23 protein-coding genes and 1 pseudogene are annotated in these 24,816 nt (G+C 66.3%); 10 read left to right on the forward strand and 14 right to left on the reverse strand.

The features are described 5' to 3' along the window. Positions 1 to 261 precede the first annotated feature (261 nt). The 3 genes from tauA to FB598_RS09735 are packed head-to-tail and all read left to right on the forward strand — an operon-like array spanning position 262 to position 2,947. Positions 262 to 1,257, forward strand: coding sequence for a taurine ABC transporter substrate-binding protein (gene tauA, locus FB598_RS09725; RefSeq protein WP_141914908.1), 996 nt, complete (start codon positions 262 to 264; stop codon positions 1,255 to 1,257). Next, entirely contained in the window at positions 1,254 to 2,078 is an 825-nt protein-coding gene (locus FB598_RS09730; protein WP_141914906.1) for a taurine ABC transporter ATP-binding protein, read from the forward strand. The genes tauA and FB598_RS09730 overlap by 4 nt, the downstream gene beginning before the upstream one ends. Beyond that, complete coding sequence (locus FB598_RS09735) at positions 2,075 to 2,947, forward strand: ABC transporter permease subunit (RefSeq protein ID WP_141914902.1); 873 nt, start codon at positions 2,075 to 2,077, stop codon at positions 2,945 to 2,947. The genes FB598_RS09730 and FB598_RS09735 overlap by 4 nt, the downstream gene beginning before the upstream one ends. Here FB598_RS09735 and FB598_RS09740 read toward each other — a convergent pair. Continuing rightward, positions 2,922 to 3,806, reverse strand: a complete 885-nt coding sequence (locus FB598_RS09740) for a LysR substrate-binding domain-containing protein (RefSeq protein ID WP_141914898.1) — start codon at positions 3,804 to 3,806, stop codon at positions 2,922 to 2,924. The two genes, FB598_RS09735 and FB598_RS09740, sit on opposite strands and share 26 nt — an antisense overlap. A 76-nt stretch (positions 3,807 to 3,882) precedes the next feature. Between FB598_RS09740 and FB598_RS09745 the strand changes: the two genes are divergently transcribed. Both FB598_RS09745 and FB598_RS20715 read left to right on the forward strand, forming a co-directional pair. Next, complete coding sequence (locus FB598_RS09745) at positions 3,883 to 4,902, forward strand: MFS transporter (protein ID WP_141914894.1); 1,020 nt, start codon at positions 3,883 to 3,885, stop codon at positions 4,900 to 4,902. 155 nt (positions 4,903 to 5,057) lie between these two features. Further along, a complete protein-coding gene (locus tag FB598_RS20715; RefSeq protein ID WP_183405753.1) occupies positions 5,058 to 5,213 on the forward strand; it encodes a hypothetical protein in 156 nt (51 codons plus the stop codon). A 21-nt stretch (positions 5,214 to 5,234) separates the two neighbouring features. Here the strand turns inward: FB598_RS20715 and epsC are convergent, their stop codons facing one another. Continuing rightward, positions 5,235 to 6,173 (reverse strand): serine O-acetyltransferase EpsC, encoded by a 939-nt coding sequence (gene epsC, locus FB598_RS09750; RefSeq protein ID WP_141914891.1) that lies wholly within the window; start codon positions 6,171 to 6,173, stop codon positions 5,235 to 5,237. Between the two features lie 367 nt (positions 6,174 to 6,540). On the opposite strand from epsC, the gene FB598_RS09755 reads away from it, so the two are divergent. Beyond that, positions 6,541 to 6,777: a hypothetical protein gene (locus tag FB598_RS09755; protein ID WP_141914888.1), complete on the forward strand. Its 237-nt coding sequence runs from the start codon at positions 6,541 to 6,543 to the stop codon at positions 6,775 to 6,777. A gap of 35 nt (positions 6,778 to 6,812) precedes the next feature. Here FB598_RS09755 and FB598_RS09760 read toward each other — a convergent pair whose 3' ends face one another. Both FB598_RS09760 and FB598_RS09765 read right to left on the reverse strand, forming a co-directional pair. After that, positions 6,813 to 8,543, reverse strand: a complete 1,731-nt coding sequence (locus FB598_RS09760; RefSeq protein ID WP_141914885.1) for a chloride channel protein — start codon at positions 8,541 to 8,543, stop codon at positions 6,813 to 6,815. Positions 8,544 to 8,752: 209 nt separating this feature from the next. Further along, positions 8,753 to 10,498 (reverse strand): acid phosphatase, encoded by a 1,746-nt coding sequence (locus tag FB598_RS09765; protein ID WP_141914882.1) that lies wholly within the window; start codon positions 10,496 to 10,498, stop codon positions 8,753 to 8,755. On the opposite strand from FB598_RS09765, the gene FB598_RS09770 reads away from it, so the two are divergent. Then, entirely contained in the window at positions 10,497 to 10,703 is a 207-nt protein-coding gene (locus tag FB598_RS09770; protein WP_141914880.1) for a hypothetical protein, read from the forward strand. The genes FB598_RS09765 and FB598_RS09770 overlap by 2 nt on opposite strands. 271 nt (positions 10,704 to 10,974) lie before the next feature. On the opposite strand, the gene FB598_RS09775 is transcribed toward FB598_RS09770, so the two are convergent. Further along, positions 10,975 to 11,700, reverse strand: a complete 726-nt coding sequence (locus tag FB598_RS09775) for a Pr6Pr family membrane protein (protein WP_141914877.1) — start codon at positions 11,698 to 11,700, stop codon at positions 10,975 to 10,977. An 847-nt stretch (positions 11,701 to 12,547) separates the two neighbouring features. Here FB598_RS09775 and FB598_RS09780 point away from each other — a divergent pair. Together FB598_RS09780 and purU are read left to right on the forward strand one after the other, a co-directional pair. Continuing rightward, on the forward strand, positions 12,548 to 13,075 hold the full coding sequence (locus FB598_RS09780) for a polymer-forming cytoskeletal protein (protein WP_141914873.1): 528 nt from the start codon (positions 12,548 to 12,550) through the stop codon (positions 13,073 to 13,075). Positions 13,076 to 13,331: 256 nt separating this feature from the next. Then, positions 13,332 to 14,201, forward strand: coding sequence for a formyltetrahydrofolate deformylase (gene purU, locus FB598_RS09785; RefSeq protein ID WP_141914870.1), 870 nt, complete (start codon positions 13,332 to 13,334; stop codon positions 14,199 to 14,201). A gap of 174 nt (positions 14,202 to 14,375) precedes the next feature. Here purU and FB598_RS09790 read toward each other — a convergent pair whose 3' ends face one another. The 8 genes and pseudogenes from FB598_RS09790 to FB598_RS09825 form a co-directional block, all read right to left on the reverse strand. Beyond that, a complete protein-coding gene (locus FB598_RS09790) occupies positions 14,376 to 16,016 on the reverse strand; it encodes a fatty acid--CoA ligase (protein WP_141914868.1) in 1,641 nt (546 codons plus the stop codon). A 157-nt stretch (positions 16,017 to 16,173) separates the two neighbouring features. After that, positions 16,174 to 16,482 carry a copper-binding protein gene (locus FB598_RS09795; RefSeq protein ID WP_183405752.1) on the reverse strand — a complete coding sequence of 103 codons (309 nt, stop codon included), beginning with the start codon at positions 16,480 to 16,482 and terminating at the stop codon, positions 16,174 to 16,176. Positions 16,483 to 16,509: 27 nt separating this feature from the next. After that, positions 16,510 to 16,980: a DUF411 domain-containing protein gene (locus tag FB598_RS09800; protein WP_141914865.1), complete on the reverse strand. Its 471-nt coding sequence runs from the start codon at positions 16,978 to 16,980 to the stop codon at positions 16,510 to 16,512. Between the two features lie 63 nt (positions 16,981 to 17,043). After that, on the reverse strand, positions 17,044 to 17,556 hold the full coding sequence (locus tag FB598_RS09805) for a plastocyanin/azurin family copper-binding protein (RefSeq protein ID WP_183405751.1): 513 nt from the start codon (positions 17,554 to 17,556) through the stop codon (positions 17,044 to 17,046). Between the two features lie 50 nt (positions 17,557 to 17,606). Beyond that, positions 17,607 to 18,962 (reverse strand): annotated as a pseudogene (locus FB598_RS09810) (multicopper oxidase family protein). Then, positions 18,959 to 20,344 carry a TolC family protein gene (locus FB598_RS09815; RefSeq protein ID WP_141914862.1) on the reverse strand — a complete coding sequence of 462 codons (1,386 nt, stop codon included), beginning with the start codon at positions 20,342 to 20,344 and terminating at the stop codon, positions 18,959 to 18,961. The pseudogene FB598_RS09810 and the gene FB598_RS09815 overlap by 4 nt, the downstream one beginning before the upstream one ends. 83 nt (positions 20,345 to 20,427) lie before the next feature. Continuing rightward, positions 20,428 to 20,880: a hypothetical protein gene (locus tag FB598_RS09820; protein ID WP_141914860.1), complete on the reverse strand. Its 453-nt coding sequence runs from the start codon at positions 20,878 to 20,880 to the stop codon at positions 20,428 to 20,430. Between the two features lie 24 nt (positions 20,881 to 20,904). Next, positions 20,905 to 23,220, reverse strand: a complete 2,316-nt coding sequence (locus tag FB598_RS09825; RefSeq protein WP_141914858.1) for a heavy metal translocating P-type ATPase — start codon at positions 23,218 to 23,220, stop codon at positions 20,905 to 20,907. Between the two features lie 83 nt (positions 23,221 to 23,303). Here FB598_RS09825 and cadR point away from each other — a divergent pair, with 83 nt between their 5' ends. After that, positions 23,304 to 23,756, forward strand: a complete 453-nt coding sequence (gene cadR, locus FB598_RS09830; RefSeq protein ID WP_141914857.1) for a Cd(II)/Pb(II)-responsive transcriptional regulator — start codon at positions 23,304 to 23,306, stop codon at positions 23,754 to 23,756. 64 nt (positions 23,757 to 23,820) lie between these two features. Here the strand turns inward: cadR and FB598_RS09835 are convergent, their stop codons facing one another. Continuing rightward, complete coding sequence (locus FB598_RS09835; RefSeq protein ID WP_141914856.1) at positions 23,821 to 24,717, reverse strand: alpha/beta fold hydrolase; 897 nt, start codon at positions 24,715 to 24,717, stop codon at positions 23,821 to 23,823. Between the last annotated feature and the right edge of the window lie 99 nt (positions 24,718 to 24,816).

A 24,816-nucleotide genomic window follows, 5' to 3' on the forward strand; every position in this document is an offset into this window, starting at 1 on the left:
CGAAGGGGCTGGGTAGTTGCGGTCGCCTTTCTTTGCTTACTTTCTTTGGCGAAGCAAAGAAAGTGAGCGGCTGCCGGGCCGCCCCCGGCGCTCCGCTCCGACCGGAGAAAGATAAGCATAGAGCCAGTACACCGACCAGCAGCAAGATCAGACTACCCAATCCCCCCTCAAAAAAAACGCATAAGCATCCATAGAAATATTCGTGTCTCAAGAAAAGCCGCCTTCCTATACTGGAATCCCCAAAATCCACCAGAACAAAAAATGAAGAAATTCCTGAAGACCCTGGCAATCTCAGCCACGCTGCTGGCAGCGACCAACGCACTGGCCCAATCGAAAGAGGTCGTCATCGCCTACCAGGACATGGTGGTGCCATGGCGCTACGCCCAGGATGCGCAGGCGCTGGAAAAGAAGACCGGTTACAAGGTGAGCTTCCGCAAGCTGGCCAGCGGCGCCGACGTCATCCGCGCGCTGGCTTCGGGTTCGGTGCAGATCGGCGAGGCCGGTTCGGCGCCGATCGCTTCCGGCTTGTCGCAAGGGCTGGATATCCAGCTGTTCTGGATCCTCGACAACATCAACGACGCCGAGGCGCTGGTGGCGCGTAACGGCAGCGGCGTCAATTCGCTGGCCGATCTGAAGGGCAAGCGCCTGGCGGTGCCGTTCGTGTCGACTTCGCACTTTCACACCTTGCTGGCGCTGGAAAACGCCAAGGTCGATCCGCGCGGCGTGAAGATCGTCAACCTGCGTCCGCCCGAGATCGCGGCGGCCTGGGAACGCGGCGACATCGACGCTACTTTCATCTGGGATCCGGTGCTGGCCAAGGCCAAGAAGAATGGCGCCGTGCTGACCACCTCCGGCAAGATCGCCCGTGAAACCGGCAAGGCCACCTTCGACGGCATCGTCGTCTCCAGGGCATTCGCCAAGGACAACGACGCTTTCCTGACCGAGCTGGTCAAGGTGCTGGCCGAGACCGACGACAACTACCGCAAGAATAAGGCTGCCTGGAGCGCCGACTCGCCGCAGGTGAAGGCGGTGGCCAAGTGGTCCGGCGCGGAAGCCGCCGAAGTGCCGGCCAGCCTGGCGCTGTATGAATTCCCGACCTTGCAGCAGCAGGCGTCGGCCGAGTGGCTGGGCGGCGGCGCGGCCAAGTCGCTGGCGGCTACCGCGGCGTTCCTGAAGGGCCAGGGCACCATCCAGAACGTGTTGCCGGATTATTCGGCTGGCGTCAATGCCACCTGGGTACGCAAGGCGGCGCAGTGAGCCATTGCGCTCCCTTGAACGCCGGCCAACCCGCCGGCGGACGGATCGAAGCGCACCGCTTGTCGGTGCGTTTTGCGTCTGCGCGGGCGGACGATCCGCTGGCGTTGGCTGGTGTCGACTTGTCCATCGCGCCGGGCGAATTCGTGGTGGCGCTGGGGCCGTCCGGCTGCGGCAAGACCACCTTGCTCAATTGCCTGGCCGGCTTCATCGGGCCTTCGCAGGGAGAGGTGCTGCTGGATGGCGAGCCGGTGGCCGGACCCGGCCCGGCGCTGGGTGTGGTGTTCCAGAAGCATGCGCTGATGCCGTGGCTGAATGTGGCGGATAACGTCGCGCTGGGTTTGCGCTTTCGCGGCCTGGGGCGTGCCCAGCGGCTGGCGGTGGCGCAGGAGAAGCTGAAGCTGAAGCTGGTCGGGCTGGAGCGCCATGCGGCGTCGCCGGTGTACCAGCTCTCGGGCGGCATGCAGCAGCGCGTGGGCATCGCCCGCGCATTGGCCAACGATGCGCGCGTGCTGCTGATGGACGAGCCGATGGGCGCGCTCGATGCGCTCACCCGCGAATCGGTGCAGGAGTTGCTGGCGCAGCTGTGGGCGCGGACCGGCAAGACGGTTTTCTTCATCACCCACAGCGTCGAAGAGGCGCTGTTCCTCGGTAGCCGCGTGATCGTGATGTCGCCGCGACCGGGCCGCATCGAACATGATTTCGCATTGCCTTTCCTGCGCCGCTATGTCGAGAGCGGCGACGCGCGCGCGGTCAAGTCGTCGCCGGAGTTCATCGCCTGGCGCGAGCGGCTGCTGCAACTGGTCCAGGGAGGCAAGCCATGAGCAATGCCAATATTGTCGCCCGGGATATCGCCGTCGCGGACGGTAGCCGGCAGGCCATCCCCGCGGCATTGCCGCCGGCGCGCACCTATCCGCGCCCCGGCAGCGGGCCGACGACTGCGATCACCGCGGTTACCGTGATCGCATTGCTGCTGGGCTGGTGGGGCGTGACGGCCGCCGGCCTGATCGCGCCGCTGTTCCTGCCGCCGCCATCGGCGGTGTGGCAGGCGGCGGTGCAGGCATGGGAAGGCAATGTGCAGGGCGGTTTGCCGCTGCTGCAGCATATTGCCTGGAGTTTGTGGCGGGTGTTCGGCGCCTTCCTGCTGGCGGCCGTGACGGCGGTGCCGGTGGGCTTGCTGATGGGCAGCAGCCGGGTGGCGCGCGGCATCGTCGATCCCTTGCTGGAGTTCTACCGGCCGCTGCCGCCGCTGGCTTACCTGCCGCTGATCGTGATCTGGTTCGGCATCGACGAGACCGCCAAGCTGCTGCTGATCTACCTGGCCTGCTTCGCCCCCATCGCGGTCTCTACCCGCGCCGGCGTGGCCGGGGTGCCGGGCGAGCAATTGCATGCCGCGCTGTCGATGGGGGCCAGCCGCTGGCAACTGCTGCGCCACGTGATCCTGCCGGCGGCATTGCCGGACATCCTGACCGGCTTGCGCATTGCCATCGGTTTCGGTTGGACCACGCTGGTGGCGGCAGAGATGGTGGCGGCCACGGCGGGCCTGGGCCAACTGGTGCTCAATGCGTCGAACTTCCTGCGCACCGACGTGGTGGTGATGGGGATCGTGCTGATCGGTTTGATCGCTTACCTGTTCGACCTGGCGATGCGGCGCTTGTCGGATGCGCTTACCCCGTGGCGGCAGCACCGCTGAGCCACTTGGCGAACAGTTGCGCTTCGGCGCCGGCCTGCTGGCTGATGCCGAGATAATAGGGCGCCAGCGGCATGCGCATCTCCGGCAGCGGGCAGACCAGCCGTCCGGAGCGCAGGTCGTTGTCGGCCAGCGAGAGCGGCGACAGCGCCAGCCCCAGGCCATCCACCGCCGCCTGCAACACGAAGTGCAGGTGGTCAAAATGCAGCATGGCCTGCGCGCGCGAGCGCTTCAGGCCGGCATGCTTTTTCCAGTCGTCCCAGTCGCGGCTCCTGCTGCGCGAGAGCAGCAGCGTATGGCCGCCGATGGCGCGCACGTCGGGCAGCGGGGCGTTCTTCAGCAACGCGGGCGAGGCCACCAGCAGCAGTTCGTCTTCGAGGAAGCGTTGCATCTTCAGCGTTTCCGGCCAGTTGGTCTCGCCGCGCCGGATGGCGATGTCGAACGGCGAGGGCGCGCGGCCCACGGCGGCCACGCTGGTGACCACCTGCGGTTCGATGCCGGGATAGCGTTCGACGAAGCCCGAGAGGTGCGGGATCAGCCAGCGCACCGCGAAGGAGGGACGCACGTTGATGCTCACCGAGCGCGTCGGCGCATCTCGCATCACGCGGCGCGCGGCGGTGGCCAGCATCTCCAGCGCCGGGCTGGCTTCTTCGAAGAACTGGCGGCCGCGCTCGGTCAGCGCCACCTGGCGGATGCGGCGTTCGAACAGCGGCATGCCGAGGTAGTCTTCGAGGTTCTTGATCTGGCGGCTGACGGCGCCGTGAGTGACGTTGAGTTCCTGCGCCGCCAGCGTGAAGCTCTGGTGGCGCGCGGCCGAGAGGAAGGCGCGGATGGCGTTGAGCGGGAGGGTGAGGTCGGCCATGCGTCAGATTTTATCACGCATGGATGGAATTAATATCGTTTGTCAGGCTGCCGTCGCGCCCCGCATGATGGCGTCCATGACTTCTCCCGAACTTCGCCAGGCCGACCTCGATTCGCGCCATGCTGCGTTCTCGCTGTCGGCCGCCTTGCCCTGCGATATCGTGCTCTACCTGCTGCTGCCGATGTATGCGGAGCAGTTCCATGTAACGCTGGCCGAAGTCGGGTTGCTGCTGGCGGCCAACCGCCTGGTGCGTATCGCCGGCTATCGCTGGGTGGCGCGTTTCTATGCCCAACGCGGCGACCGGCCGACCTGCACGCTGGCGGTGTGCGCCGCCATCCTGTGCGCATTCGGTTACACCGTGGCCAGCGGCTTTTGGGCCTTGCTGCCGCTGCGCCTGTTGTGGGGCATGGCGTTCGCCGGGCTCAACCTGTCGACCCAGGCCATGTCGACCGCCAACCCGATCGGCGCGGCGCGCCGTTCCGGCCGTTCGCGCGGCGTCATCGCCATCGGCCCGATGCTGTGGCTGCCGCTGGCGGCGCTGCTGGCCAGCCATTACGGGCCGCGCATGGTGTTCGCGCTGGTGGCGCTGACCGCCACGCTCGGCTTGCTGGCCGCGCGCCGCCTGCCGGCCCACGCTTATCCGGAACCGCCGGCGCGGCGCTGGAAGCTGCCCAATGCGCTGGACTGGTGGTCTTTCCTCGAAGGCCTGACGCTGGACGGCTTGTTCATCGTCGGCCTGTCCTACATGAGCAAGCAATCGTTTTCCGAACATGCCGAGCTGATCGCCGGTGTGCTGATGGCCTTGCGCTATTTCGGCGAGATCGTGTTGAGCCCGCTGGGCGGCTGGCTGGCCGAACGCTTCGGCGCGGTGCGGGTGCTGGTGGCGCTGTCGCTGGCGACTTGCGCGGCGCTGGTCGGTTTCGGCGGCGGTGCGTTGTGGCTGTTCGCCGGGCTGGGGCCGATCCTGGCCGGCCTGCTGCTGCCTGTGATGTCGTCGCTGTGGATCTACAGCCTGGCGGCATCCGCGCTGGCGCTGGCGGCCTTGGCTTGCGCCCGCGAACCGGCGCCGGCCAAGGCGCAGGTCGCTGCCGAATAGTCGGGTCTGATATGCAGGTGTTATACGCACGGCGGATATGCATGTGCGGATTGCTTCGTTCCGGCCGGAGCGGGGCTTGGCTAGGATGGCGCACATAGCCTGCCGCATTCATGTTCCCATTCCCCGGCGGCGGCCTCACGACATCCGGAGCCAGCATGACCGACCATTACCTTCATCAGGAACTCGGCCCTATCGCCATCGAACCGCTGCAGCCGACCGAGCGGAAGCTTATCGGCGCGGTCTTCTTCCTCGGGCTGGCATTGCTGGGCGGCCTGTTCTTCCTGCAGCGCTGCTTGCCGCTGGCCGGCTGAGCGCCGGCCGCGATTGTATTTTTACAGTTTGCTGCACTCGCTGAGCATTTCCGCTTGCGAGACATTGCTGCCCGGCGGCACGCTGTGCGTGAGCCAGACATTGCCGCCGATGACCGAGCCCCGGCCGATGGTGATGCGGCCCAGCACGGTGGCGCCGGCATACACCACCACATCGTCCTCGACGATGGGATGGCGCGGGATGCCCTTCACCAGGGAGCCGTCGGGCTCCGACGGAAAGCGCTTGGCGCCCAGCGTGACGGCCTGGTACAGGCGCACGTTGCGGCCGATGATGGTGGTCTCGCCGATCACCACGCCGGTGCCGTGGTCGATGAAGAAACTGGGGCCGATCTGCGCGGCCGGGTGGATGTCGATGCCGGTCGCCGAATGCGCGATGTCGGCCACCAGGCGCGCCAGCAGCGGCGCGCCCAGCTGGTGCAGCGCATGCGCCAGGCGGTGGTAGATGATGGCGGTGGTGCCGGGATAGCACAGCAGGATTTCCGAAATGCTGGAGGCGGCCGGGTCGCCATGGTAGGCGGCCTGGATGTCGCTGACCAAAAGGTCGCGGATGGCCGGCAGCTGGTGCGCGAAATCGCGCGTGATGACGGCCGCGCGGCTGCGCAGCTCGGCTTCATCCTGCGGCTCGTCGGAGGCGAAATAGAGTCCGCGGCGCACCTGTTCCTTCAAGACGCACAGCGCGGCATTGAGCTGGCTGCCGACGAAATAGTCGATGGTCTCGTCGGACAGGTCGGTGTGGCCGTAATGCGTGGGGAACAGCGCCGCCTGCAGGTTCTGCAGCAGCTTTTGCATCGCTTCGCGCGAGGGCAGTTCGCGGATTTCGCCGCGGTAGCGGATCTTGTTGGTGACTTCGCGCGAAGTGCGCAGGCCGGCGACGACAGCCGACAGGCCCAGCCCCGCGGTATCGGCCAGGGCGCTCAGTTCGGGGGTGTTCGAGGTATCCATGCCGGCATGCTATCAAAAATGCGCAAGCAGTGTCGGCGGCCGCAAAAAAACGCCGGCAATGGAGGGCGGGAGCGGGGCGCAGGGGGCAAGGGAAGACGGGGAGCGATTCGCGGCGCCCAGTCCTATCTGGAAAGTGGCGCCGCTCTGTGAATCAACTCTGGGACGACTATACCGGGTAGCGCAAAGTTACGCCAATGCCATTTGGAAATATCCATATGCGGCCGATGTTTTTTTCCTGACAATTACCCCCCTGGCGGTTTCGATGCCTGCCTGACAAGGGCGCGGAAATTATCGCCCCGATCGCGTTTGCACCCTCTGTTCGTTCGCGATTTTTGCGCCGTATAATGCAAGGTCGCGAAAGTTGCTCATGGAAAACAAGAAAATACATTCGCTTACCTACGCCGCGCAGTATCGGGATTTCGATATCAGTATCGTTGGCCTCCAACTGGCCGACGGCTGGCGCTTGTCCGTGCAGATCAATAAATGGGGGCGCCCGCCGATGGCGCTCTGGCGCGACCGCGACAATGTCTATCCCGATTTCAATTGCGCACGCACCGCGGGCCTGCAGTGGTCCAAGGAATTCATCGACGGCAGCATGCGCTGAACGCCGGGATCGGTCATCGACCGTGTCCCTCCCGCTCAGAATCCCAGCAGTTTTTCCCTTACCGACTCTTCTTCGGCATGTGCGCTGCTGGCGCGCGCCAGGTCCGACAGCGAGAGGATGCCGACCAGTTTCATGTGCTTGCGGTCGGCCACCACCGGCAGGCGTCCGACCCGCAGGCGGGCCATCGCGCCGGCGGCGGTGCGCGCGCTCATTTGCGGCAGCAGGAACGGTTCGCCGGCGGTTGCCGGCGGCGCCAGCAGTTCGCGGCAAGGTTGTGCCGGGGCAGCCTGCTCCAGGGCGCGCAAGGCCAGCATGCCGGCCAGCCGGCCCTTGTCGGTAACCGGGTAGTAGCGGTGCGCATGACCGCCGCTGCGGCACAGCGCCAGCGCATCGGCTGCGTTCATGCCGATGTCGATGCCTTGCGGCGCGCGCGTCATCAGGTCATCCACATGCTGGCGTTCGAGCGGGTCGATGCCGTATTCGCGGTGCACGTGCAGGCCGCGGCGCGCGATCTTCTCGGTCATGATGGAGCGCTTCATCAGCAGCACGTTCACGCCGTAGGCGACGGCCACGGTGGTCATCAGCGGCAGCAGCGCTTCGCCGGCATGCGTGAGGCCGAAGGCGAACACGATGGCCGTCAGCGGCGCGCCCAGCACGCTGCCCAGCACGCCGGCCATGCATACCAGGGCCCACAGTTCGGGCGAGCCTCCCGGCAGCCAGGGGGAGAGCACCAGGCCGAGGCCGGCGCCCATCATCAGCAACGGCGCCAGCACGCCGCCGGAGGTGCCCGAGCCGAGCGCGATGAGCCAGATGACGGCTTTGACCGCCAGCAGCGCCAGGGCGGCCGACAGCAGCATGTGGTGATGCAGCAGGTCGGCGATCACGTCATAGCCGACGCCCAGCGCGCGCGGCTGCAGCCAGCCGCCGATGCCGACTGCCGCGCCGCCGATGGCCGGCCACCACATCCAGTGCAGCGTGAGCCGGTGGAACCAGTCTTCCACCCGATACAAGGCCAGCGTCAGCGCGGCGGCCAGCACGCCGCTGGCCAGCCCGGCGGCGATGCAGGAGGCGAAGGCGAGGGCGCCCGGCGCGGCGACCTGCATGGCGAACAGCGGGCCGGCATCGAGCGCCAGCGGCCGCAGGAAACCGGCCACCGCGCAGGCCAGCGCCACCGGCAGCAGGCTGCGCGGCTTGAGTTCGAACAGCAGCAACTCGACCGCCAGCAGGACCGCCGCCACCGGCGTGCCGAAGATGGCCGTCATGCCGGCGCAGGCGCCAGCCACCAGCAGGGTCTTGCGTTCGGCTGCGGTCAGGTGCAGGAACTGCGCCAGCAGCGAGCCGATCGAGCCGCCGGTCATGATGATCGGCCCTTCGGCGCCGAACGGGCCGCCGCTGCCGATGACGATGCCGGAAGACAGCGGTTTCAATACGGCGACCCTGGGCGACATGAGGCTCTTGCCGAACAGGATGGCCTCGATCGCTTCGGGGATGCCGTGGCCGCGGATCTTTTCGCTGCCGTAGCGCGCCATCAGGCCGACGATCAGGCCGCCGGCGATCGGCAGGAAAATGGCGGCCCAGCCCAGCGTATGCATGGCCGGAGAGGCGCCGGGGAAGGAGAAACGCTGGAAGTAGAACAGGTTGGTGAACAGCGCGATCAGCTTGAGCAGCATCCATGCCGCGCCGGTGCTGAGCGCGCCGATGCACAGCGCGATCGCGGAAATATAGAGCAGGCGGTTATCCGCCGTGTAGTCGCGTTTGTGTTTCATGGCGGGTTGGGGGGCTTGCCCATTCATTTTTCAAATGGGTAGCCTGTGGATTGGGATAAACGGAGAATATATCATAATGTGATATAAATTGAGAGGCGCCAGGATGCAGATGTTGCGCGAAGCCGCGCCAGCCAGGTTTGGGCCGGGGCAATGAAAAACGCCGCCGCGATATTCTCGGGGCGGCGTTTTTCATGGAGGCGGCGTATCGATCAGGACTTGAACTGCAGCGCGTTGGTCAGGTCGCCCATGGGTTTCTGGCCGCGCGCGATCATGGCGTCGTCGCGCTGTTTCAGCCCATCCAGTCTTTCCAGGCCGAAGGTGCGGGTGATCAGGCGCAGGATGGAGGCGGTGTCGTACACGGTATGGTCGACGCTGCCCTTGCGGGCGAACGGCGACACCACCAGCGCCGGCACGCGCGTGCCCGGACCCCAGCGGTCGCCCTTGGGCGGCGCCACGTGATCCCACCAGCCGCCGTTTTCATCGACGGTGATGACCACCACCATGTTCTTCCATTGCGGGCTGGCTTGCAGGCTCTTGACGATGTGCGCGATGTGGCGGTCGCCGGAGGCGACGTCGGCATAGCCGGCGTGCATATTGAGGTTGCCCTGCGGCTTGTAGAAGGTCACCGGCGGCAGGCGGCCGGCTTCGGCGTCGGCCAGGAAGCGGTTGGTGCGCGCTTCGTCGCCCAGGCCGCCGTCGCGCAGGCGCTTGTTGCGTTCGGCCGGGTTTTCCGGGCCCAGGTTCTTGAAGTAGTTGAACGGTTGGTGGTGGTACTGGAAGTTGGGGATCTTGGGAATGCCCTTGGAGTCCTTGAACTCATCCAGCGTGGCCTGCCAGGCGCCGGCGTACCAGGCCCAGTCGATGCCTTTCTTGCCGAGCTTGTCGCCGATGTGTTCGTGCGTCTGCGGCACCAGCACGCTGGGCTGGTTGGGTTCGGCGTAGGCCGGGTTGTTGCGGTCGCGGGTCCAGGTCGGCCAGTACGGCGGGGCCATGGTGTTGACCGCGTAGCCGTCGGGCGTGAGCGCGCTCGGGCCGAACTTGGGAGCGCCTTGCAGGGCGCTGGCCGGGCTGCCTTCGGCGGGCGCCAGCTCGGTGCCCAGCGGATCGTTGTTGACGGTCTTGGCCACCTGGGTGCGCGCCACCGAGTCCATCACATTCGGATAGTAAGGGGCGGTCGCGGCGATCAGGTAGTGGTGGTTCAGGAAGGACCCGCCGAAGGCGCCCTGGAAGAAGTTGTCGCACAGCACGAATTCGCGCGCGATATCCCACAGGCGCAGGTTGTATCTGGTATCGGCGTAATGGCCCATCACCAGGCCGCCGGAGTCGGCCCAGGCGGCGAAGCCGTCGTTCTTGCCGCCGTTGATCTGCATCTGGTTCTGGTAGAACACGTGCCACAGGTCGCGCGTGACCAGGCCCAGCGGCAACGCTTCGCCTTGCGGTCCCTTGAGCGCGAAGGGCGCGTTGGGCAGGTTGCTCTGGTACTGCTTGCCGGCTGCATAGGTCACGCCTTCGACGACCTGCTCCTGGGCCAGCACGCCGTTCCAGACCGGCGGCAATTGCTTCAATACGCTGCCGTCGCGGTCGCGCTGGGTATAGTCGGCGGGCTTGAGGCCGGATAAGGGCCTTTCGACGCCGGGGAAGTCGCCGAACAGGTTGTTGAAGCTGCGGTTTTCGGCGTAGATCACGACGATGGTCCTGACGTTGTCGCGCAGGGCCCGGTCCAGCGCGGCGGCGTCGGCCGGATTGCCGTTCGGGTATGGCACGCCGCCGCTTTGGCCATCGGTGGCGCAGGCGCCCAGGGCGCCGCCGGCGCCGAGGGCGGCCATACCGCCCATGCTGCCCAGGAAGCGGCGGCGGCTGTTGTTTGGCGGGGTGGTGGATGCCGTGGCGGCGTCCTGCTGTTCGGGAATAGGCGGATTGCTGCCGCCACGGGCGGACTCGTCGTGGATGCTCATGGGTGCTTCCTATTGGATATTGTTGTGGATGATGGCGCGGAACGGGAGGAGGATAGCGCGGCCGTATGACAGGAATGTGTCTTTTCAGGGCCGCGCCTTGGGAGACGTCGGGCGGGACGGCGGGGAGGGGCTCTGGGAGGGCGGCGCCAAGGCGCGCGGAGTCGAAGAAAAAAAAGGTAAATACGGCGGCGTTGCCATCATTTGATGGGACAGGGCAATTACAATCGCCCCACTTGCATAGGCATTAACGGACGCCGATTGGACAAGGCCGCGTGGGAATGCAGTCTTGTTGCGTGAGCCGCCCGGCTCGCGCGTGCGCCGCCGCTACTGATGGCAAGCATCGATTTCAAGGAGAATCCATGCTGCTCAAGACTTTTCAATATATCGTCATTGCCGCCGGTTTCGGCGCCTGCATGCTGTTCATGCTGCTGCTGGCGCTGACCGAACCGCTGGTCTGAGCGCCGGCCGGGCTTTCTTCATTTGCGCAGGAAGGCCGGCTTGCCGGAACGGTTGACCACGATGAACAAGGCCATCAACGCCAGGAACCCTGCGAACAGCAGGCTGGAGTTGAGGATCACGCGCGGGTATCCCAAGGTATTGACGTTGATGAAGGGATAGGGATAAAAGCCCGACAGGGCGCCGCGCCACAGCGTGATGAGCAGGTAGCCCAACGGATAGGCCAGCCACAGCAGGGATTTCTTCAGCGAAGCCTGGAATACCGGCACAAAGAAAATCCAATAGACGATCGCCAACAGCGGCACCACCGTGTGCAGGCTTTCGTTGACCAGCGAGCGGAACCCGGTGGGCGCCCATAGCTGGCGCAGCAGCAGGTTATAGGCGATGCCGACGAAGGTCAGGTAGGCCACCACGGCCGAGATCACCGAGGGCTGGCGAAAGAAGCGGCTGACCGGCGTCTTCAGCGACAGCGCCAGCGAGGTGAAGCACAGCGCCCCCAGCAGGATGGTGAGGTTGGTCAGGTACATGGTGAGCCGGTCCAGCCCGTCGAGCACCCCGCCGCCGTGCGCCAGCAGGCGGCCGAAGGTGATGTCGGTCTGCGCTACGAAGGCGAACCAGCTGATGGCGGCGATGACCGCCGCCAGGACGCGGGCGGCATTGGAGGTGCCTGCGGCGGGGAAGATGTTGGAGCCGAAGGAGTCCAGCGACTCCTGCGAGTGCTGCGAAGGGATCTGGCGATGGTTCATGGCATGGTCCGGGAGATGGCGTTGGCGTTGCGGTGCAGCCGATGCCGGGCAAATGGCGGTGGCACGATCGCTGCATCATAAAGCGGTTTGGCCGCGCGCGCAGGCCGCATGACATTCATTTTCATCGCTTACAACGTGTCACAGAATCCGGTGCGCCCGGTCTTGCTCCACGGCCGGCGGCCGGCATGCAAATCGCGCCGCAGGGATATCTTCGGCCATGCCGGATCGAAGCCAGTTTTTTGGGGGCGCGCAGATGCCGCGGGCCCGGCCGGGGATTGCCGCCCGCATGCGCCGCCGGAGAAACCCGGATCGTCCGCAACGCCGCTGGAGATGCGTGTCCGCAGGCATGGCGTGTCGCCTGCAGGCGACGGTTTTTCCCTCCAACTGTTACATCTTTTTTAGTTACAAGCGACGCGGAAATATAAATAATTTGCGGTGCGCCCATCGCGCAGATTTCGGCAGTGTCGCCTTCGTGAAGCGTCTGGACTTCACTCCATTTTTTACCTTCCCGTTCATCGTGCGACACCGGCGAGGATGGCGTTCGCGATGCGCTTCTGCGCGAATGTGGAACAGCGTTTTGCTGTTACAAAATTCTAGTGAACTTTCGAAAAGGTACTTTGCCGAACCGCACAGGTTTCTTGCATGGCAAGCATTTCCGGCATACCGCCGGCGCCCTGCAAATTCATGAACCTGTTTGTGCCGCGACGCGCATCTGTTATCCGGACCCGGGCAGAAGGTCTTTCGAATCCGCACGGCATCTGCATGCGAACCACTCGATCCACATGCGCGCCGCCTTGTTTCTTTCGTGCTTCCCGTTTTGCACGCTCTTTCAATTTCAGGAGATCACATGCTTCGCTCAGAATCCCTCTTCGGCAAACGTGAAACCAATTCGACTAATTCCCCTTTCAGCAATGCCGGCAGCACCGTCTCCCATCCTTCGGGCAGCGCCGTCTCCAGCGTGCAAAAAACTGGCCAATATCCTGCCTCGGCCAGCACCGCGGCGCCCGCCGGCGAAGAAGCCGGCAGCAAGCTTACCGTCGGCCCCAACATCAAGGTCAAGGGTGAGATCGAAGACTGCGACACGCTGGTCGTCGAGGGCCGCGTGCAGGCCACCATCAATTGCCGCGTGGTGCAAATCGCCGAGCGCGGCGCCTTCAAGGGCTCGGCCGAAATCGACCTGGCCGAGATCCGCGGCGAATTCGATGGCGACCTGACGGTGCGCCAGAAGCTGGTGATCTACGCCAGCGGCAAGGTCACCGGCAAGATCCGCTATGGCAAGCTGGTCATCGAAGAGGGCGGCCAGCTGTCGGGCGACCTCCAGGTCGGCGGCCAGGAACAGAAGGAATTGCTGCAGGCGGCCGTCAAGACTGCCTGAGCGCTTTTGCCGGCGCGAGGCCGGGCGTCGCCCAGGCGGCGTCATTTTTGTTTCTTGTTTGAAATATTTGGCGCGAATGGCCCGGAAAACCGGGGCATTCGCCCTTGTATTGCCATAAAAGAGGGTGGAATTTTGTCTGTATGGGCTCGCCATGCGACAATAGCGCCTTTCGTCTTTTTGCCGGCAAAGGAAGCGCCGGCAGCGGCTTGCCGGATCATCCGCGCGGCTGGACGTTGGCGTCTTTCAGTTCATTCTCATGGCTCACCCGGAATACATCCTCACCCTGTCCTGCCTGGACCAGCGCGGCATCGTGCATCGCGTCTCGGGCTTTTTGGCCGACCACGGCTGCAATATCATCGACTCCGCCCAGTTCGGCGACGGCCAGTCCAAGCTGTTTTTCATGCGCGTGCATTTCGCTTCGGAAGACGCGGCGATGAGCGATGCCCAGCTGCGCACCGATTTCGGCGTGCTGGGCGACGCCTTGCAGATGAACTGGCAACTGCACGACGCCGCCAAGAAACCGCGCGTCATGCTGATGGTGTCCAAGATCGGCCATTGCCTCAACGACCTGCTGTTCCGTTACAAGAGCGGCCTGCTGCCGGTGGAGATTCCGGCCATCGTGTCCAACCACACCGATTTCTACCAGCTGGCCGCCAGCTACAACATTCCCTTCCACCATCTGCCGCTAGCCACCGGCGCCTCGGCGCAGGCCAAGCGCGCGCAGGAAGAGCGCATCATGGAAATCGTCAACGCCAACCAGATCGACCTGGTGGTGCTGGCGCGTTACATGCAGATCCTGTCGCCCGAGATGTGCGAAGCCCTGCGCGGCCGCGCCATCAACATCCACCATTCCTTCCTGCCCAGCTTCAAGGGCGCCAAGCCGTATTACCAGGCGCATGACCGCGGCGTGAAGCTGATCGGCGCCACCGCCCACTTCGTCACCAGCGACCTGGACGAAGGCCCGATCATCGAGCAGGGTGTCGAGCGCGTGGACCATTCCATGGGCCCGGACACGCTGACGGCGATCGGCCGCGATATCGAGTCGGTGGTGCTGGCGCGCGCGGTGAAGTGGTTCACCGAACATCGCATCCTGTTGAACGGGCATAAGACGGTGATCTTCAACTGATCGCCTGAGCTGGTCCGCCACGCAAAAACGCCGTCCGGCCCGCAAGCCGAACGGCGTTTTTATTTGCGGCTATTTTCTCCGTCGTCCTGACGAAAGTCAGGACCCAGCGTGGTTCAACCGCCGGCGCGGCATCACAAACGCCGCTGGATCCCGGCCTTCGCCGGGATGACGCATTCAGGAAGCAGGATATTGTTCCCGCATCGCCCGCTTGTTGAGCTTGCCCACGCTGGTGCGCGCCAATTCCGTAACGAACTGTACCCGATCCGGCACCCCGTAGCGCGAAATCTGGCTGCTGTCGGCGGCGGCCAGCACGTGGTTGCGGATGTCGTCGGCCGTCACCTTGCCGGCCGCCTCCGGCTTGAGCACCACCAGCGCCACCGGGCGCTCGCCCCATTTGCCGTCCTGGATGCCGATCACCGCGGTTTCCGCCACGCCCGGATGGCGCGCGATGATCTCTTCGATCTGCAATGACGACACCCACTCGCCGCCGGTCTTGATCACGTCCTTGATGCGGTCGGTCACTTGCAGGTAGCCGCGCCGGTCGATGTGGCCGATGTCCTGCGTGTGCAGCCAGCCGCCGCGCCACAGCTCTTCCGAGGCTTCCGGCTGGTGCAGGTAGCCTTGCGTGAGCCAGGGCGCGCGCACCACCACTTCGCCGGTGCTGCGGCCGTCGCGCGGGCAGTCGCGCATGTCTTCGTCGACCGTGCGGATCGCCACCAGCGGCAGCGGCCGGCCGGTCTTGACGCGCAGCGCGGCATCGGTCTCGCCGCCGAGCTCATCGGTGGGCACATGGGCCAGCGTCAGGATGGGGCAGGTTTCCGACATGCCGTAGCCGGTGAAGACATCGATGCCGCGCTCGCGCGCGGCCTGGGCCAGGCTGCTGGTCATGGCCGAACCGCCGATGATCATCTTCCAGCCGGACAGGTCGGCTTCCTGCGCCGCCTCGCAGCCCAGCACCATCTGCAGGATGGTCGGCACGCAGTGCGAGAAGGTGACTTTCTCGCGCACGATCAGGCGGCAGATGGTGTCCGGCACATAACGGCCCGGATAGACCTGCTTGAGCCCGGCCATGGTCGCCACGTAGGGCAGGCCCCAGGCATGCACGTGGAACATCGGCGTCAGCGGCATGTAGACGTCGTCGCGGTGCAGGCGGCCCTGCTGCGGCGCCAGCGCCAGGCCGGCGGTCGCGCCCAGCGTGTGCAGCACCAGCTGGCGGTGGCTGAAGTAGACGCCCTTGGGCAGGCCGGTGGTGCCGGTGGTGTAGAAGGTGGTGGCGCGCGCGTTCTCGTCGAAGTCGGGGAAATCGTAGGCGGCTTCGGCTTGCGCCAGCAATGCCTCGTATTCGCCGGCGAAGCCCGGGCCATTGGGCGGCGGGGTGCCGTCGTCGGTGATCAGCACGCAGCGGGTAAGCGTGTTGAGTTCGCCGCGGATCTGCTTCAACACCGGCATGAAGTCGGAATTGACCAGCAGCACGTCGGCCTGGGCGTGGTTGAGCGTATAGGCGATCTGCTCCGGCGACAGGCGCACGTTCACCGTCTGCAGCACGCAGCCCATCATGGGGATGGCGAAGAAGCATTCCAGGTAGCGGTGGCTGTCCCAGTCCATGACGGCCACGGTATCGCCCGGTTGCAGGCCGATTTCCTTCAAGGCATTGGCCAGGCGCTGCACGCGGCGGTAGAACTCGGCATAGCTGTGGCGGCGCTCGCCGTACACGATTTCCTGGTCGGCGGCGGTAGCCAATGCGCTGTGCAGCAATTGCTTGATCAGCAGCGGGTAGCCGTAGGCCGATGGGGTGGTGCCGATGGGGTGGGTCATGCCGTTCTCCTTTGGTTTCCCTGGCGCCGGGCCGGGACCTGTTCTTGGAATATAAGCGTCAGATGATAACGCCAACGGCAGCCCCGGATTGTCAGGCCGGCGACGAAATTTGCGGGCGGCAACGGTTCCCGGCCCCGCCGGGAACCGTTGCCGCGGGTCATTCTCGCGGCGCCAGCGAGGTCACGGTCAGCGCGCCATCCACGCGCTGTGCGGTGAAGTTGACCTTGTCCCCTTCGCGGGCCTTGGCCAGCAGTTCCGGCGCGGCGCGAAACACCATGGTCATCGGCGGCATCTCCAGGTTGGGAATCTCGGCGTGGCGGATGGTCAGCTTGCCGGCGCCGGCGTCGACCTTGCGAATCTCGCCCTGCACTTGCGGCGCGGCGTCCTGCGCCAGGGCGCCAAACGCGGGCAGCGCGAGCGCCGCGGCCAGCAGCAGGCGGGAGATGGTGGGGATAGCGGTAGGCATGGGATCCTTTCGTTGATATCCGGACGATCAGCCGGGGATGGCTGGGTAACGGCGATAGGTGGATGTCGAACCGTCGGCGGCCACCAGCAGCACGTCATACGCGGCGCGCGCCTGCGGGTTGCGCGGGTCTTCCATGCCGGGCGAGCCGGCTGGCATGCCCGCCACGGCCAGGCCGATGGCGCGCGGCTGGTCCTTGAGCAGGCGCAGGATGTCGGCGGCCGGCACATGGCCTTCGATCGCATAGCCTGCCACCTGCGCGCTGTGGCAGGAAGCCAGCCGATCGGGCATGCCGAAACGGCGGCGGTAGACGCCGGTATCGTTGACGTCGTGGCTGGCGACATCGAAGCCGGATGCCTGCAGGTGCGCCACCCACTGGCTGCAGCAACCGCAGTTGGCGTCCTTGTAGACGGTGATGCGCGGCCGGGATTGCTGCGCATGCGCCAGGGCGGGCAGCGCCAGGGCCGCCAGTGCGGCCAGGTTGAAGTGTCGTCGTTGCATGTGGTTCTCCTTTGGATTTGGGGGGATTAGGGCCTGTTAACATTTAATCTGCGAGAACAGGCCCTAGTGCTGGCGGGCAGCGGCAACCGTCACGCTGCCTTTCATGCCGGCATCGTAATGGCCGGGTTGCAGGCAGCCGAAGGGCACGGCGCCGGCACGGTCGAATTGCCACACAAGCTCGCCGCGCTGGCCGCCGTCCAGCGTAACCTGGTTGGCGTCGGCATGCTCCATGTCGGGGTTCTTCAGCATCGCCGCGTAATGGGCCTTGAGGTCGTCGGCGCTGCCCAGCACCAGCTCGTGCCGCAGCTTGCCGCTGTTGGTGACCACGAAGCGGATGGTTTCGCCTTGTTTCACCTGCACGCTGGCGGGCGAGAAGCGCATGCCGTCGGTCATGTCCACCTTGACGGTGCGCGCAGCGGCGCCGGGCTTGCCGGGGCGGCCGATGGCGGCATCCCCGGCCTCATGCCGGTGCGGGGCGTGCTCCATGCCTTGCATGCCGGCGGCCAGCGAGGGCAGGGTTGCGGTTGCCAGCAGGGTTGCGGCCAGCAGGCGAGTGGTGGGGGTCAGGCGTTTCATCATGTTTCCTTTCTGTGATTATCGGTTCAATGCATGTCATGGGGAGGCATTCAGTGCCCGTGGCCGGGTTTCGTTGCCGGCGCGTGGTCCGGGGCGTGATGCGGAGGCGGCGGCGCGCCGCCTTTCCATTCGTAGGCCACACTGCCGGCCGGCGCCCGGTACCAGCCGGGATCGCGGTAATCGCCGCGCGCCAGGTTCTTGCGCACCTTGACGGTGCTGAACATGCCGCCCATCTCGATGGCGCCGTAGGGGCCGTTGCCGGCCATCATCGGCAATGTGTTCTCGGGCAGCGGCATTTCCATGCCATCCATCGAGCCGCCCTTGTCGCCCATGGCCATGTAGTCGGGGATCAGCTTGGCTATCCTGGCGGCGAGGCCGGACTGGTCGACCCCGATCATGGTCGGCACGCCGTGGCCCATGGCATTCATCGTGTGGTGCGCCTTGTGGCAATGCAAGGCCCAGTCGCCTTCCTCGGTGGCGTCGAACTCGATGGCGCGCATCTGGCCCACGGCGATGTCGGCCGACACCTCCGGCCAGCGCGCGGCCGGCGGCGTCCAGCCGCCGTCGGTGCCGGTGACGGTGAACTCGTGGCCGTGCAGGTGGATCGGGTGGTTGGTCATGGTCAGGTTGCCCACGCGGATGCGTACGCGGTCGTTTTGCCGCACCACCAGCGGGTCGATGCCGGGGAAGGCGCGGCTGTTCCAGGTTCACAGGTTGAAGTCGAGCATGGTGCTGACCTTGGGCGTGGCCGCGCCCGGCTCGATGTCGTAGGCGTTGAGCAGGAACACGAAGTCGCGGTCCACGCGCATGAAGTCGGGATCCTTCGGATGCGTGACCCAGAAGCCCATCATGCCCATGGCCATCTGCACCATCTCATCGGCGTGCGGGTGGTACATGAAGGTGCCGGCGCGGCGCGCGGTGAACTCATAGACGAAGGTCTTGCCCGGCGGGATGCCGGGCTGGGTCAGGCCGGCCACGCCATCCATGCCGTTGGGCAGGCGCTGGCCGTGCCAGTGCACCGAGGTCGCCTCGGGCAGCTTGTTGGTGACGAAGATGCGCACCCGGTCGCCCTCGACCACCTCGATGGTGGGGCCGGGGCTCTGGCCGTTGTAGCCCCACAGGTTGGCCTTCATGCCCGGGGCGATCTCGCGCACCACCGGCTCGGCCACCAGATGGAATTCCTTGACGCCGTTCTTCATGCGCCAGGGCAGGCTCCAGCCGTTCAGGGTCACCACCGGCTGGTAGGGGCGGCCGCCGGTGGGCGCCAGCGGCGGCTGGGTCTGCGCGCTTTGTTGCAGCGGCGCTTCGGGCAGGCTGGCCGCGCCGGCGCGGCTGACGGCCGATGCCGTCACCGCCAGGGCCGAGCCTTGCAGGAAGGCGCGGCGGCTGATGTTGGTATCGTTCATGGTTGCTTTCCTTGTTGTGGAGCGGCGGTAGCGGCGGGGCCGCCCAGCGCCAGTTGCAGGCCGGCGTCGGCGATCCAGAAATCGCGCTCGGCCTCGATGGCGGCATTGACCGTGGCGGCCTGTTCGCGGGCATCGGCCAGCAGCTCGAACACGCTGATGAGCATGCCGTTGTAGCGCAGCAGGGTTTCATCGGAGACCTGGCGGCGCAGCGGCACGATGGCGTCGCGGTAACGGCGCGCCAGCGCGAAGGCATCCTGCCGTTCGCGCCAGGCCAGGCGCACCTGCGAGCGGGCGTCGAGAGCGGCGGCGGCCAGCTTGTGGGCGCTTTGCATATAGATCGCCTCGGCCCGGGCCACGCGCGCCTGGCCCCAGTTGAACAGCGGAATCTCGATGTCGACCTGGTAGCCGATCTCGGGCGCCTTGCCGCTCTCCGAGGTGCGCAGTGCGCCCAGGTCGAGCACGTTGATGAAGCGGGTGGCGCGCGTCAGTCCCAGCGAATCCTGCAGGCCGGCCACCTCCAGCCGGGCCGCCTGCACATCGAGACGCTGTTCCATGGCCCGGCGTTCGATATCGGCCGCCGTCTCGATCTGCGCAGGCAAGTCGGGCAGCCGCTGCGGCAACGCGAAAGCGGGGGCCATGCCCAACAGGCGCGCCAGCGCTTCCTTGTCCTGCAGCGCCTCGCGCCGGGCGCGCGCCAGGCGGGTCTGGGCGTCGGCGTAGAACAACTGCTCGCGCGCGGCATCGAGCTTGCTGAGATTGCCGCGTCCGGCCATCCTGGCGGCCAGCTCATGCGCGGCTTCGGCGGCCTGGTTGACTTGCTCCTGATAGGCCAGGCCCTGTTGCGAAGCCAGCGCCCGGTAATAGGCCTGGCGCGTTTGCGCGGCGGTACGCAGCAGCTTGTCGGCCAGCAGCAGGCGCACCTGGTCGAAGCGGCGCGCCTCGATGCGGGAGGCGGCCGGCATGGTGAAGAGCTTCATCAGCGCCAGCGACAGGCTGCGTTCGATCTTGATGTCGCCGCCGGCATGCGTGCGGGCGAACGAGAAGCCCGGATTGGGCAGGCGTCCGGCTTGCACCAGGTCGGCTTCGGCGATGCCGAGTTCGGCGAAGGCGGCCTGCAGGTCGGGGTTGTTGATGAGCGCGATCTGCACCGCGTCGTCGGCGCTGGCCAATTGCCCGGCTTGCAATAGCCGGGCGATGCGCGTTTCGCTGCGCCGGGTATCGTCGTCCGTGCGGTTCCAGGCGGGCGTGGCGCCGAGCTTTTGCGCGGCGATGTCCTGCACTCGGCCGAAGCCGCCGTCCGGAGACAATTGCGCACAGCCGGCCAGCAGCGCGCACGCCGCCAGCACACCCGTGCGCAGGGGGAAGGAAACCAAGGGGATCATGTAATCCTCGTCTGATGATGAACGTCATTCGCCGCGCGGCGGGCGCGGCGGGGCAGGCGTACCCGCGGGCACGCGTTCAGCGATCAGATCGAAGCAGGAGGGCGGTCGGGATTTTCCGGCAGGTAGCCGACGAAGCCGGTGGCCGGCAGCGCGATGAATTCGCGCGAGGGAAGATCGGGGGCGGGCGGCGCGTCCAGCGCCAGCGGCAGTACCGCGCCGGTGGTGCAGGCGGCGCAGTAGCTGCAGGAAGCGTTCTTGTGCTGGGCGTGGGGCGCGTCGTGCGCGGGCGCCGTATTGGCGACTGCATCGGCAACCGCATCGACAACCAGCTCGGCTTGCGCATGCTGGCCATGCCGGTGCGCCGTCGCCTGCGCATGCTCGCCCTGTTTCATGGCGTGCGCCGCATGCGCGCCGTGCCCGGCGGCAGCCGTTTGCAGCATGACCGGCGCGCAGGCTTGCAGCACGGCGGCGAACCCCTGGACGGGGATCGCCAGCGCCAGCAGCCACAGCAGGAAGATTTTCGCGCGCAGGATCATGGCGGCAAGTATAGCACCGGGCGCTTACGCGACCCGCGACGGCACCCCGCGCACCAGCCGCAGGCCGTTGAACACCACGATCAGGCTGGCGCCCATGTCGGCGAACACCGCCATCCAGAGCGAGCTCATGCCGGCCAGCGCGAGCGCCAGGAACACCGCCTTGATGCCCAGCGCGATGGCGATGTTCTGCACCAGTACCGCATGCGCCTTGTTGCTCAAGCGGATGAAGTCGGGGATCTTGCGCAGGTCGTCGTCCATCAGCGCGACATCGGCGGTTTCCAGCGCCGTGTCGGTGCCGGCCGCGCCCATGGCGAAACCGATCCGGGCGCGCGCCAGCGCCGGCGCATCGTTGATGCCGTCGCCTACCATGCCGACCTCGCCATATTGCGTATCCAGCGCTTCGACAGCCTTGAGCTTGTCATCCGGCAGTTGGTCGCCGCGGGCGTCGTCGATGCCGGTCTGGGCGGCGATGGCTTGCGCGGTATGCGGGTTGTCGCCGGTCAGCATGACCACGTGCACGCCCAGTTGCTGCAGGTCGGCGACCGCCTCGCGGCTGCTCGGGCGTACCGTGTCGGCCACCGCCACCAGCAGTTGGGGCTTGGCGCCACGGCACAGCAGGGTGGTGGTCTTGCCCTGCTTCTCGAAGGCTTGCAGGCGCGCTTCCAGTGCCGGGCTGCACATGCCCAGTTCATGCACCAGGCGATGGTTGCCAAGATGGTAGAGCTCGCCGCCGATGCGCCCCCGTACGCCGCGTCCGGCCAGCGCTTCGAAGTCGCTCACCTCCAGCGCGGCGGCGCCTTGCCGGGCGGCGATGGCGCGCGAGACCGGATGGTCCGAGCGCGCGGCCAGCGAGACGGCCAGTTGCAGCAGCGCGTCCTGGTCGGCGGAAGGGGCGAGCGACACCACGTCGGTCACCGCCGGCTTGCCGAAGGTGATGGTGCCGGTTTTGTCCAGCGCCAGCGCGCGCAGCTTGCGGCCCTGTTCCAGATAGACTCCGCCCTTGACCAGGATGCCGTGGCGCGCCGCCGCCGCCAGCCCGCTGACGATGGTGACCGGGGTCGAGATCACCAGCGCGCAGGGGCAGGCGATCACCAGCAGCACCAGCGCCTTGTACAGCCAGGGATGGAAGTCGGCGCCCAGCAGCAGCGGCGGCAGTACCGCCACCAGCACCGCCATGGCGACCACGGCCGGGATATAGACTTGCGCGAAGCGGTCGACGAAGCGCTGGGTCGGCGCGCGCTGGCCTTGCGCCTGCTGCACGCTCTTGACGATGCGCGACAGCGTGGAATCGCCCTGGGCGGCGGTGACGCGCAGCACGAACGCGCCGTGCTCGTTGATGGTGCCGGCGAACACCGTGTCGCCCGACTGCTTGGCGACCGGGATGCTTTCGCCGGTGATCGGCGCCTGGTTGATGCTGGTTGCGCCTTCGGTGATCACGCCATCGAGCGGCACGCGTTCGCCCGGCGCCACGCGCACGATGGCATCTATCGCCACCTCGCGCGCTGGCGCGCTGGCCCAGCTGCCGTCGGCGCCGCGCACGGTGGCGAGGTCGGGCGACATCGCCATCAGGCCGGCGATGGCGTTGCGCGCGCGCTCCAGCGACAGCGCCTCGATCATCTCGGCCAGCGTGAACAGCACGATCACCACCGCCGCCTCGGGCCACTGGCCGATCACGGCCGCGCCGATGACCGCCAGCGACATCAGGAAATTCATGTTGAGCGAGAAGTTGCGCAAGGCGATCCAGCCCTTCTTCAGCGTACCCAGCCCGCCCAGCGCAATGCCCAGCAGGGCCAGCGCGATCACCGGCAGCGAACGTTCGTCGCCGCTGGTCCAGGCCACGATCTCGGAACCCAGCGCGGCGATGCCGGCCAGCCCCAGCAGGACCCAGCGGCGCGCCGGGATGCGGTAGGCCGCGGCCTGCTCGATGGCGCCGGCCTGCGCGGCGGAGGCGTCCAGCGAGTCGGACTTGACCGCCGGCAGCATGTCCAATGCCTTCAGGGTGGCGACGATGGGCGCAATGGACGGCAATTGGTGCTGCACCGTCAGTTCGCGCTGGATCAGGTTGAATTCCAGCGCGCCGACGCCGTTCATCTGCCCCAGCCGCTCGCGGATCAGCTTTTCCTCGGTGGGGCAGTCCATCTTCTGGATGAAGAACACCGCCTCTTCGGTGTCGCCCGCCAGGCGCCGGGCCGCCGGCATTGCCGTTTGCAGCGCCGCGTGCGCGTGGCCGCCGCAACAGCTGCCGCCGCCGTCGGCATGCGCATGGCTGTGGTCATGATGCGCGTGATCATGGTCATCATGGTCATGACTGTGGTGGTGTCCATGCTGGTGTGCGGCCATCGGGTTTTCCTTTTCTCCAGTGCAGCGGATTGGTTGACGGGTTATATTAGAAACCCTGGAGTAACTACAAGGTCAAGCGCACCATGGATACACTGAAAATTGGCGAACTGGCAACGCTGGCCGATTGCCCGGTCGACACCATCCGCTATTACGAGAAGGAAACCCTGCTGCCCGAGCCGACCCGCTCGCAGGCCAATTACCGGTTGTATGGCGCGCGCCATGTGGAGCGGCTGCAATTCATCCGCCACTGCCGTTCGCTGGACATGACGCTGGATGAGGTGCGCGAGCTGCTGCGCCTGCGCGATGCGCCCGAGCAGAATTGCGGCGAGGTCAATGCCTTGCTGGACAAGCACATCGGCCACGTGGCCCAGCGCATCGAACAATTGAAAGCCTTGCAGGGGCAATTGCACATGTTGCGTGCGCAATGCGACGCCGACCAGCCGGCGCGCGACTGCGGCATCCTGCAGGGATTGGCGAATCTGCCCGACGATGTGAAGCCGGCCAATCTCGGCAGCCACGGCGGCGGCTGCCACTGACCGGCGGGCATGGCGGGCCGGGGGCGGCGTTGCGCCTGCTTGCCGTACCTTGGTACTGTCTGCGTCAGCGCGCCAGCCAGGCCATCACTTCCGCGATCACTTCGTCCGGCTTTTCCCGCTGCGGAAAATGGCCGGCGCCATCGATCACCACGCGGCGATAACCGTTTCCGAACAGCTTGTCCTTGCCTTCCGAGGTCGAGGGATGGTTGGCGCCATCCTCGCCGCCATGCAGCATCAGGGTCGGCACCATGATCACGGGTGTTTGCGCCAGCGCGGCCTCCAGCCCGGCATAGGCCGGATCGCCTTCAGCGAAGCCCCAGCGGTGGCGGTAGGAGTGCAGGCAGATATCGGCCCAGTCGGGATTGTCGAAAGAAGCCGCAGTGTTGGCGAACTCGCTGTCGGCGAACGACCACGACGGCGACCAGGTGGTCCACATGAAGCGGGTGAAGGCGCGGCGGTCCTGTTTCAGTTCGTCGGCCCCGCGCGGCGTGGCGAAGAACCAGTGGTACCAGTAGTTGCGCGATTGCTGCAGCGACAGTTTCTGGCCGGCGGTATTGGTGCCCCAGCCGACCGAGAGGGTGATGCAATGGCTGATGCGCTCCGGCGTCTGCGACGCGGCAATGTAGGCGGCGCGTGCGCCCCAGTCGTGGCCGATCAGCGCGTAGCGCTGCAGTCCCAGGGCGTCGGCGAAGGCCATCAGGTCAGCGCCCAGCGCGGCCAGCTGGCCGCTGCGCGGAGTGGCGTCGGACAGGAAGCGGGTCGGCCCATAGCCGCGCAGGAACGGACGGATCACCCGATAGCCCGCCGCGCGCAAGGGGTGCAGGAGGTGGTCCCAGGTGCGCACATCGTCCGGCCAGCCATGCACCAGCACCACGGCGGGCGCATCGGCCGGGCCGCTTTCTTCAAAGGCGATGCGCAATGTGTCGGTGTCGATGAAACTCAGGTGATTGCTTTGCGGCATGGCAGGCGTTCTCCGATGGATGCAGCGATATTCGCTGTAGTGGCCGAGGATCTCAGGTAAATCATCGCAGCAGTGCCGCACCGGGACAATGTAAAAAAA

This window comes from Herbaspirillum sp. SJZ106 (assembly GCF_006715495.1).
In the GTDB taxonomy this organism is placed as follows: Bacteria; Pseudomonadota; Gammaproteobacteria; order Burkholderiales; family Burkholderiaceae_D; genus Herbaspirillum.

What these genes read in the sequence shown, in the direction of transcription:
- tauA (WP_141914908.1), top strand. Translation starts at nt 262, where the DNA reads ATGAAGAAATTCCTGAAGACCCTGGCAATCTCAGCCACGCTGCTGGCA.
- FB598_RS09735 (WP_141914902.1), top strand. Translation starts at nt 2,075, where the DNA reads ATGAGCAATGCCAATATTGTCGCCCGGGATATCGCCGTCGCGGACGGT.
- FB598_RS09740 (WP_141914898.1), bottom strand. Translation starts at nt 3,806, where the DNA reads ATGGCCGACCTCACCCTCCCGCTCAACGCCATCCGCGCCTTCCTCTCG.
- FB598_RS09745 (WP_141914894.1), top strand. Translation starts at nt 3,883, where the DNA reads ATGACTTCTCCCGAACTTCGCCAGGCCGACCTCGATTCGCGCCATGCT.
- FB598_RS20715 (WP_183405753.1), top strand. Translation starts at nt 5,058, where the DNA reads ATGACCGACCATTACCTTCATCAGGAACTCGGCCCTATCGCCATCGAA.
- epsC (WP_141914891.1), bottom strand. Translation starts at nt 6,173, where the DNA reads ATGGATACCTCGAACACCCCCGAACTGAGCGCCCTGGCCGATACCGCG.
- FB598_RS09755 (WP_141914888.1), top strand. Translation starts at nt 6,541, where the DNA reads ATGGAAAACAAGAAAATACATTCGCTTACCTACGCCGCGCAGTATCGG.
- FB598_RS09760 (WP_141914885.1), bottom strand. Translation starts at nt 8,543, where the DNA reads ATGAAACACAAACGCGACTACACGGCGGATAACCGCCTGCTCTATATT.
- FB598_RS09770 (WP_141914880.1), top strand. Translation starts at nt 10,497, where the DNA reads ATGGGTGCTTCCTATTGGATATTGTTGTGGATGATGGCGCGGAACGGG.
- FB598_RS09765 (WP_141914882.1), bottom strand. Translation starts at nt 10,498, where the DNA reads ATGAGCATCCACGACGAGTCCGCCCGTGGCGGCAGCAATCCGCCTATT.
- FB598_RS09775 (WP_141914877.1), bottom strand. Translation starts at nt 11,700, where the DNA reads ATGAACCATCGCCAGATCCCTTCGCAGCACTCGCAGGAGTCGCTGGAC.
- FB598_RS09780 (WP_141914873.1), top strand. Translation starts at nt 12,548, where the DNA reads ATGCTTCGCTCAGAATCCCTCTTCGGCAAACGTGAAACCAATTCGACT.
- purU (WP_141914870.1), top strand. Translation starts at nt 13,332, where the DNA reads ATGGCTCACCCGGAATACATCCTCACCCTGTCCTGCCTGGACCAGCGC.
- FB598_RS09790 (WP_141914868.1), bottom strand. Translation starts at nt 16,016, where the DNA reads ATGACCCACCCCATCGGCACCACCCCATCGGCCTACGGCTACCCGCTG.
- FB598_RS09795 (WP_183405752.1), bottom strand. Translation starts at nt 16,482, where the DNA reads ATGCCTACCGCTATCCCCACCATCTCCCGCCTGCTGCTGGCCGCGGCG.
- FB598_RS09800 (WP_141914865.1), bottom strand. Translation starts at nt 16,980, where the DNA reads ATGCAACGACGACACTTCAACCTGGCCGCACTGGCGGCCCTGGCGCTG.
- FB598_RS09805 (WP_183405751.1), bottom strand. Translation starts at nt 17,556, where the DNA reads ATGAAACGCCTGACCCCCACCACTCGCCTGCTGGCCGCAACCCTGCTG.
- FB598_RS09815 (WP_141914862.1), bottom strand. Translation starts at nt 20,344, where the DNA reads ATGATCCCCTTGGTTTCCTTCCCCCTGCGCACGGGTGTGCTGGCGGCG.
- FB598_RS09820 (WP_141914860.1), bottom strand. Translation starts at nt 20,880, where the DNA reads ATGATCCTGCGCGCGAAAATCTTCCTGCTGTGGCTGCTGGCGCTGGCG.
- FB598_RS09825 (WP_141914858.1), bottom strand. Translation starts at nt 23,220, where the DNA reads ATGGCCGCACACCAGCATGGACACCACCACAGTCATGACCATGATGAC.
- cadR (WP_141914857.1), top strand. Translation starts at nt 23,304, where the DNA reads ATGGATACACTGAAAATTGGCGAACTGGCAACGCTGGCCGATTGCCCG.
- FB598_RS09835 (WP_141914856.1), bottom strand. Translation starts at nt 24,717, where the DNA reads ATGCCGCAAAGCAATCACCTGAGTTTCATCGACACCGACACATTGCGC.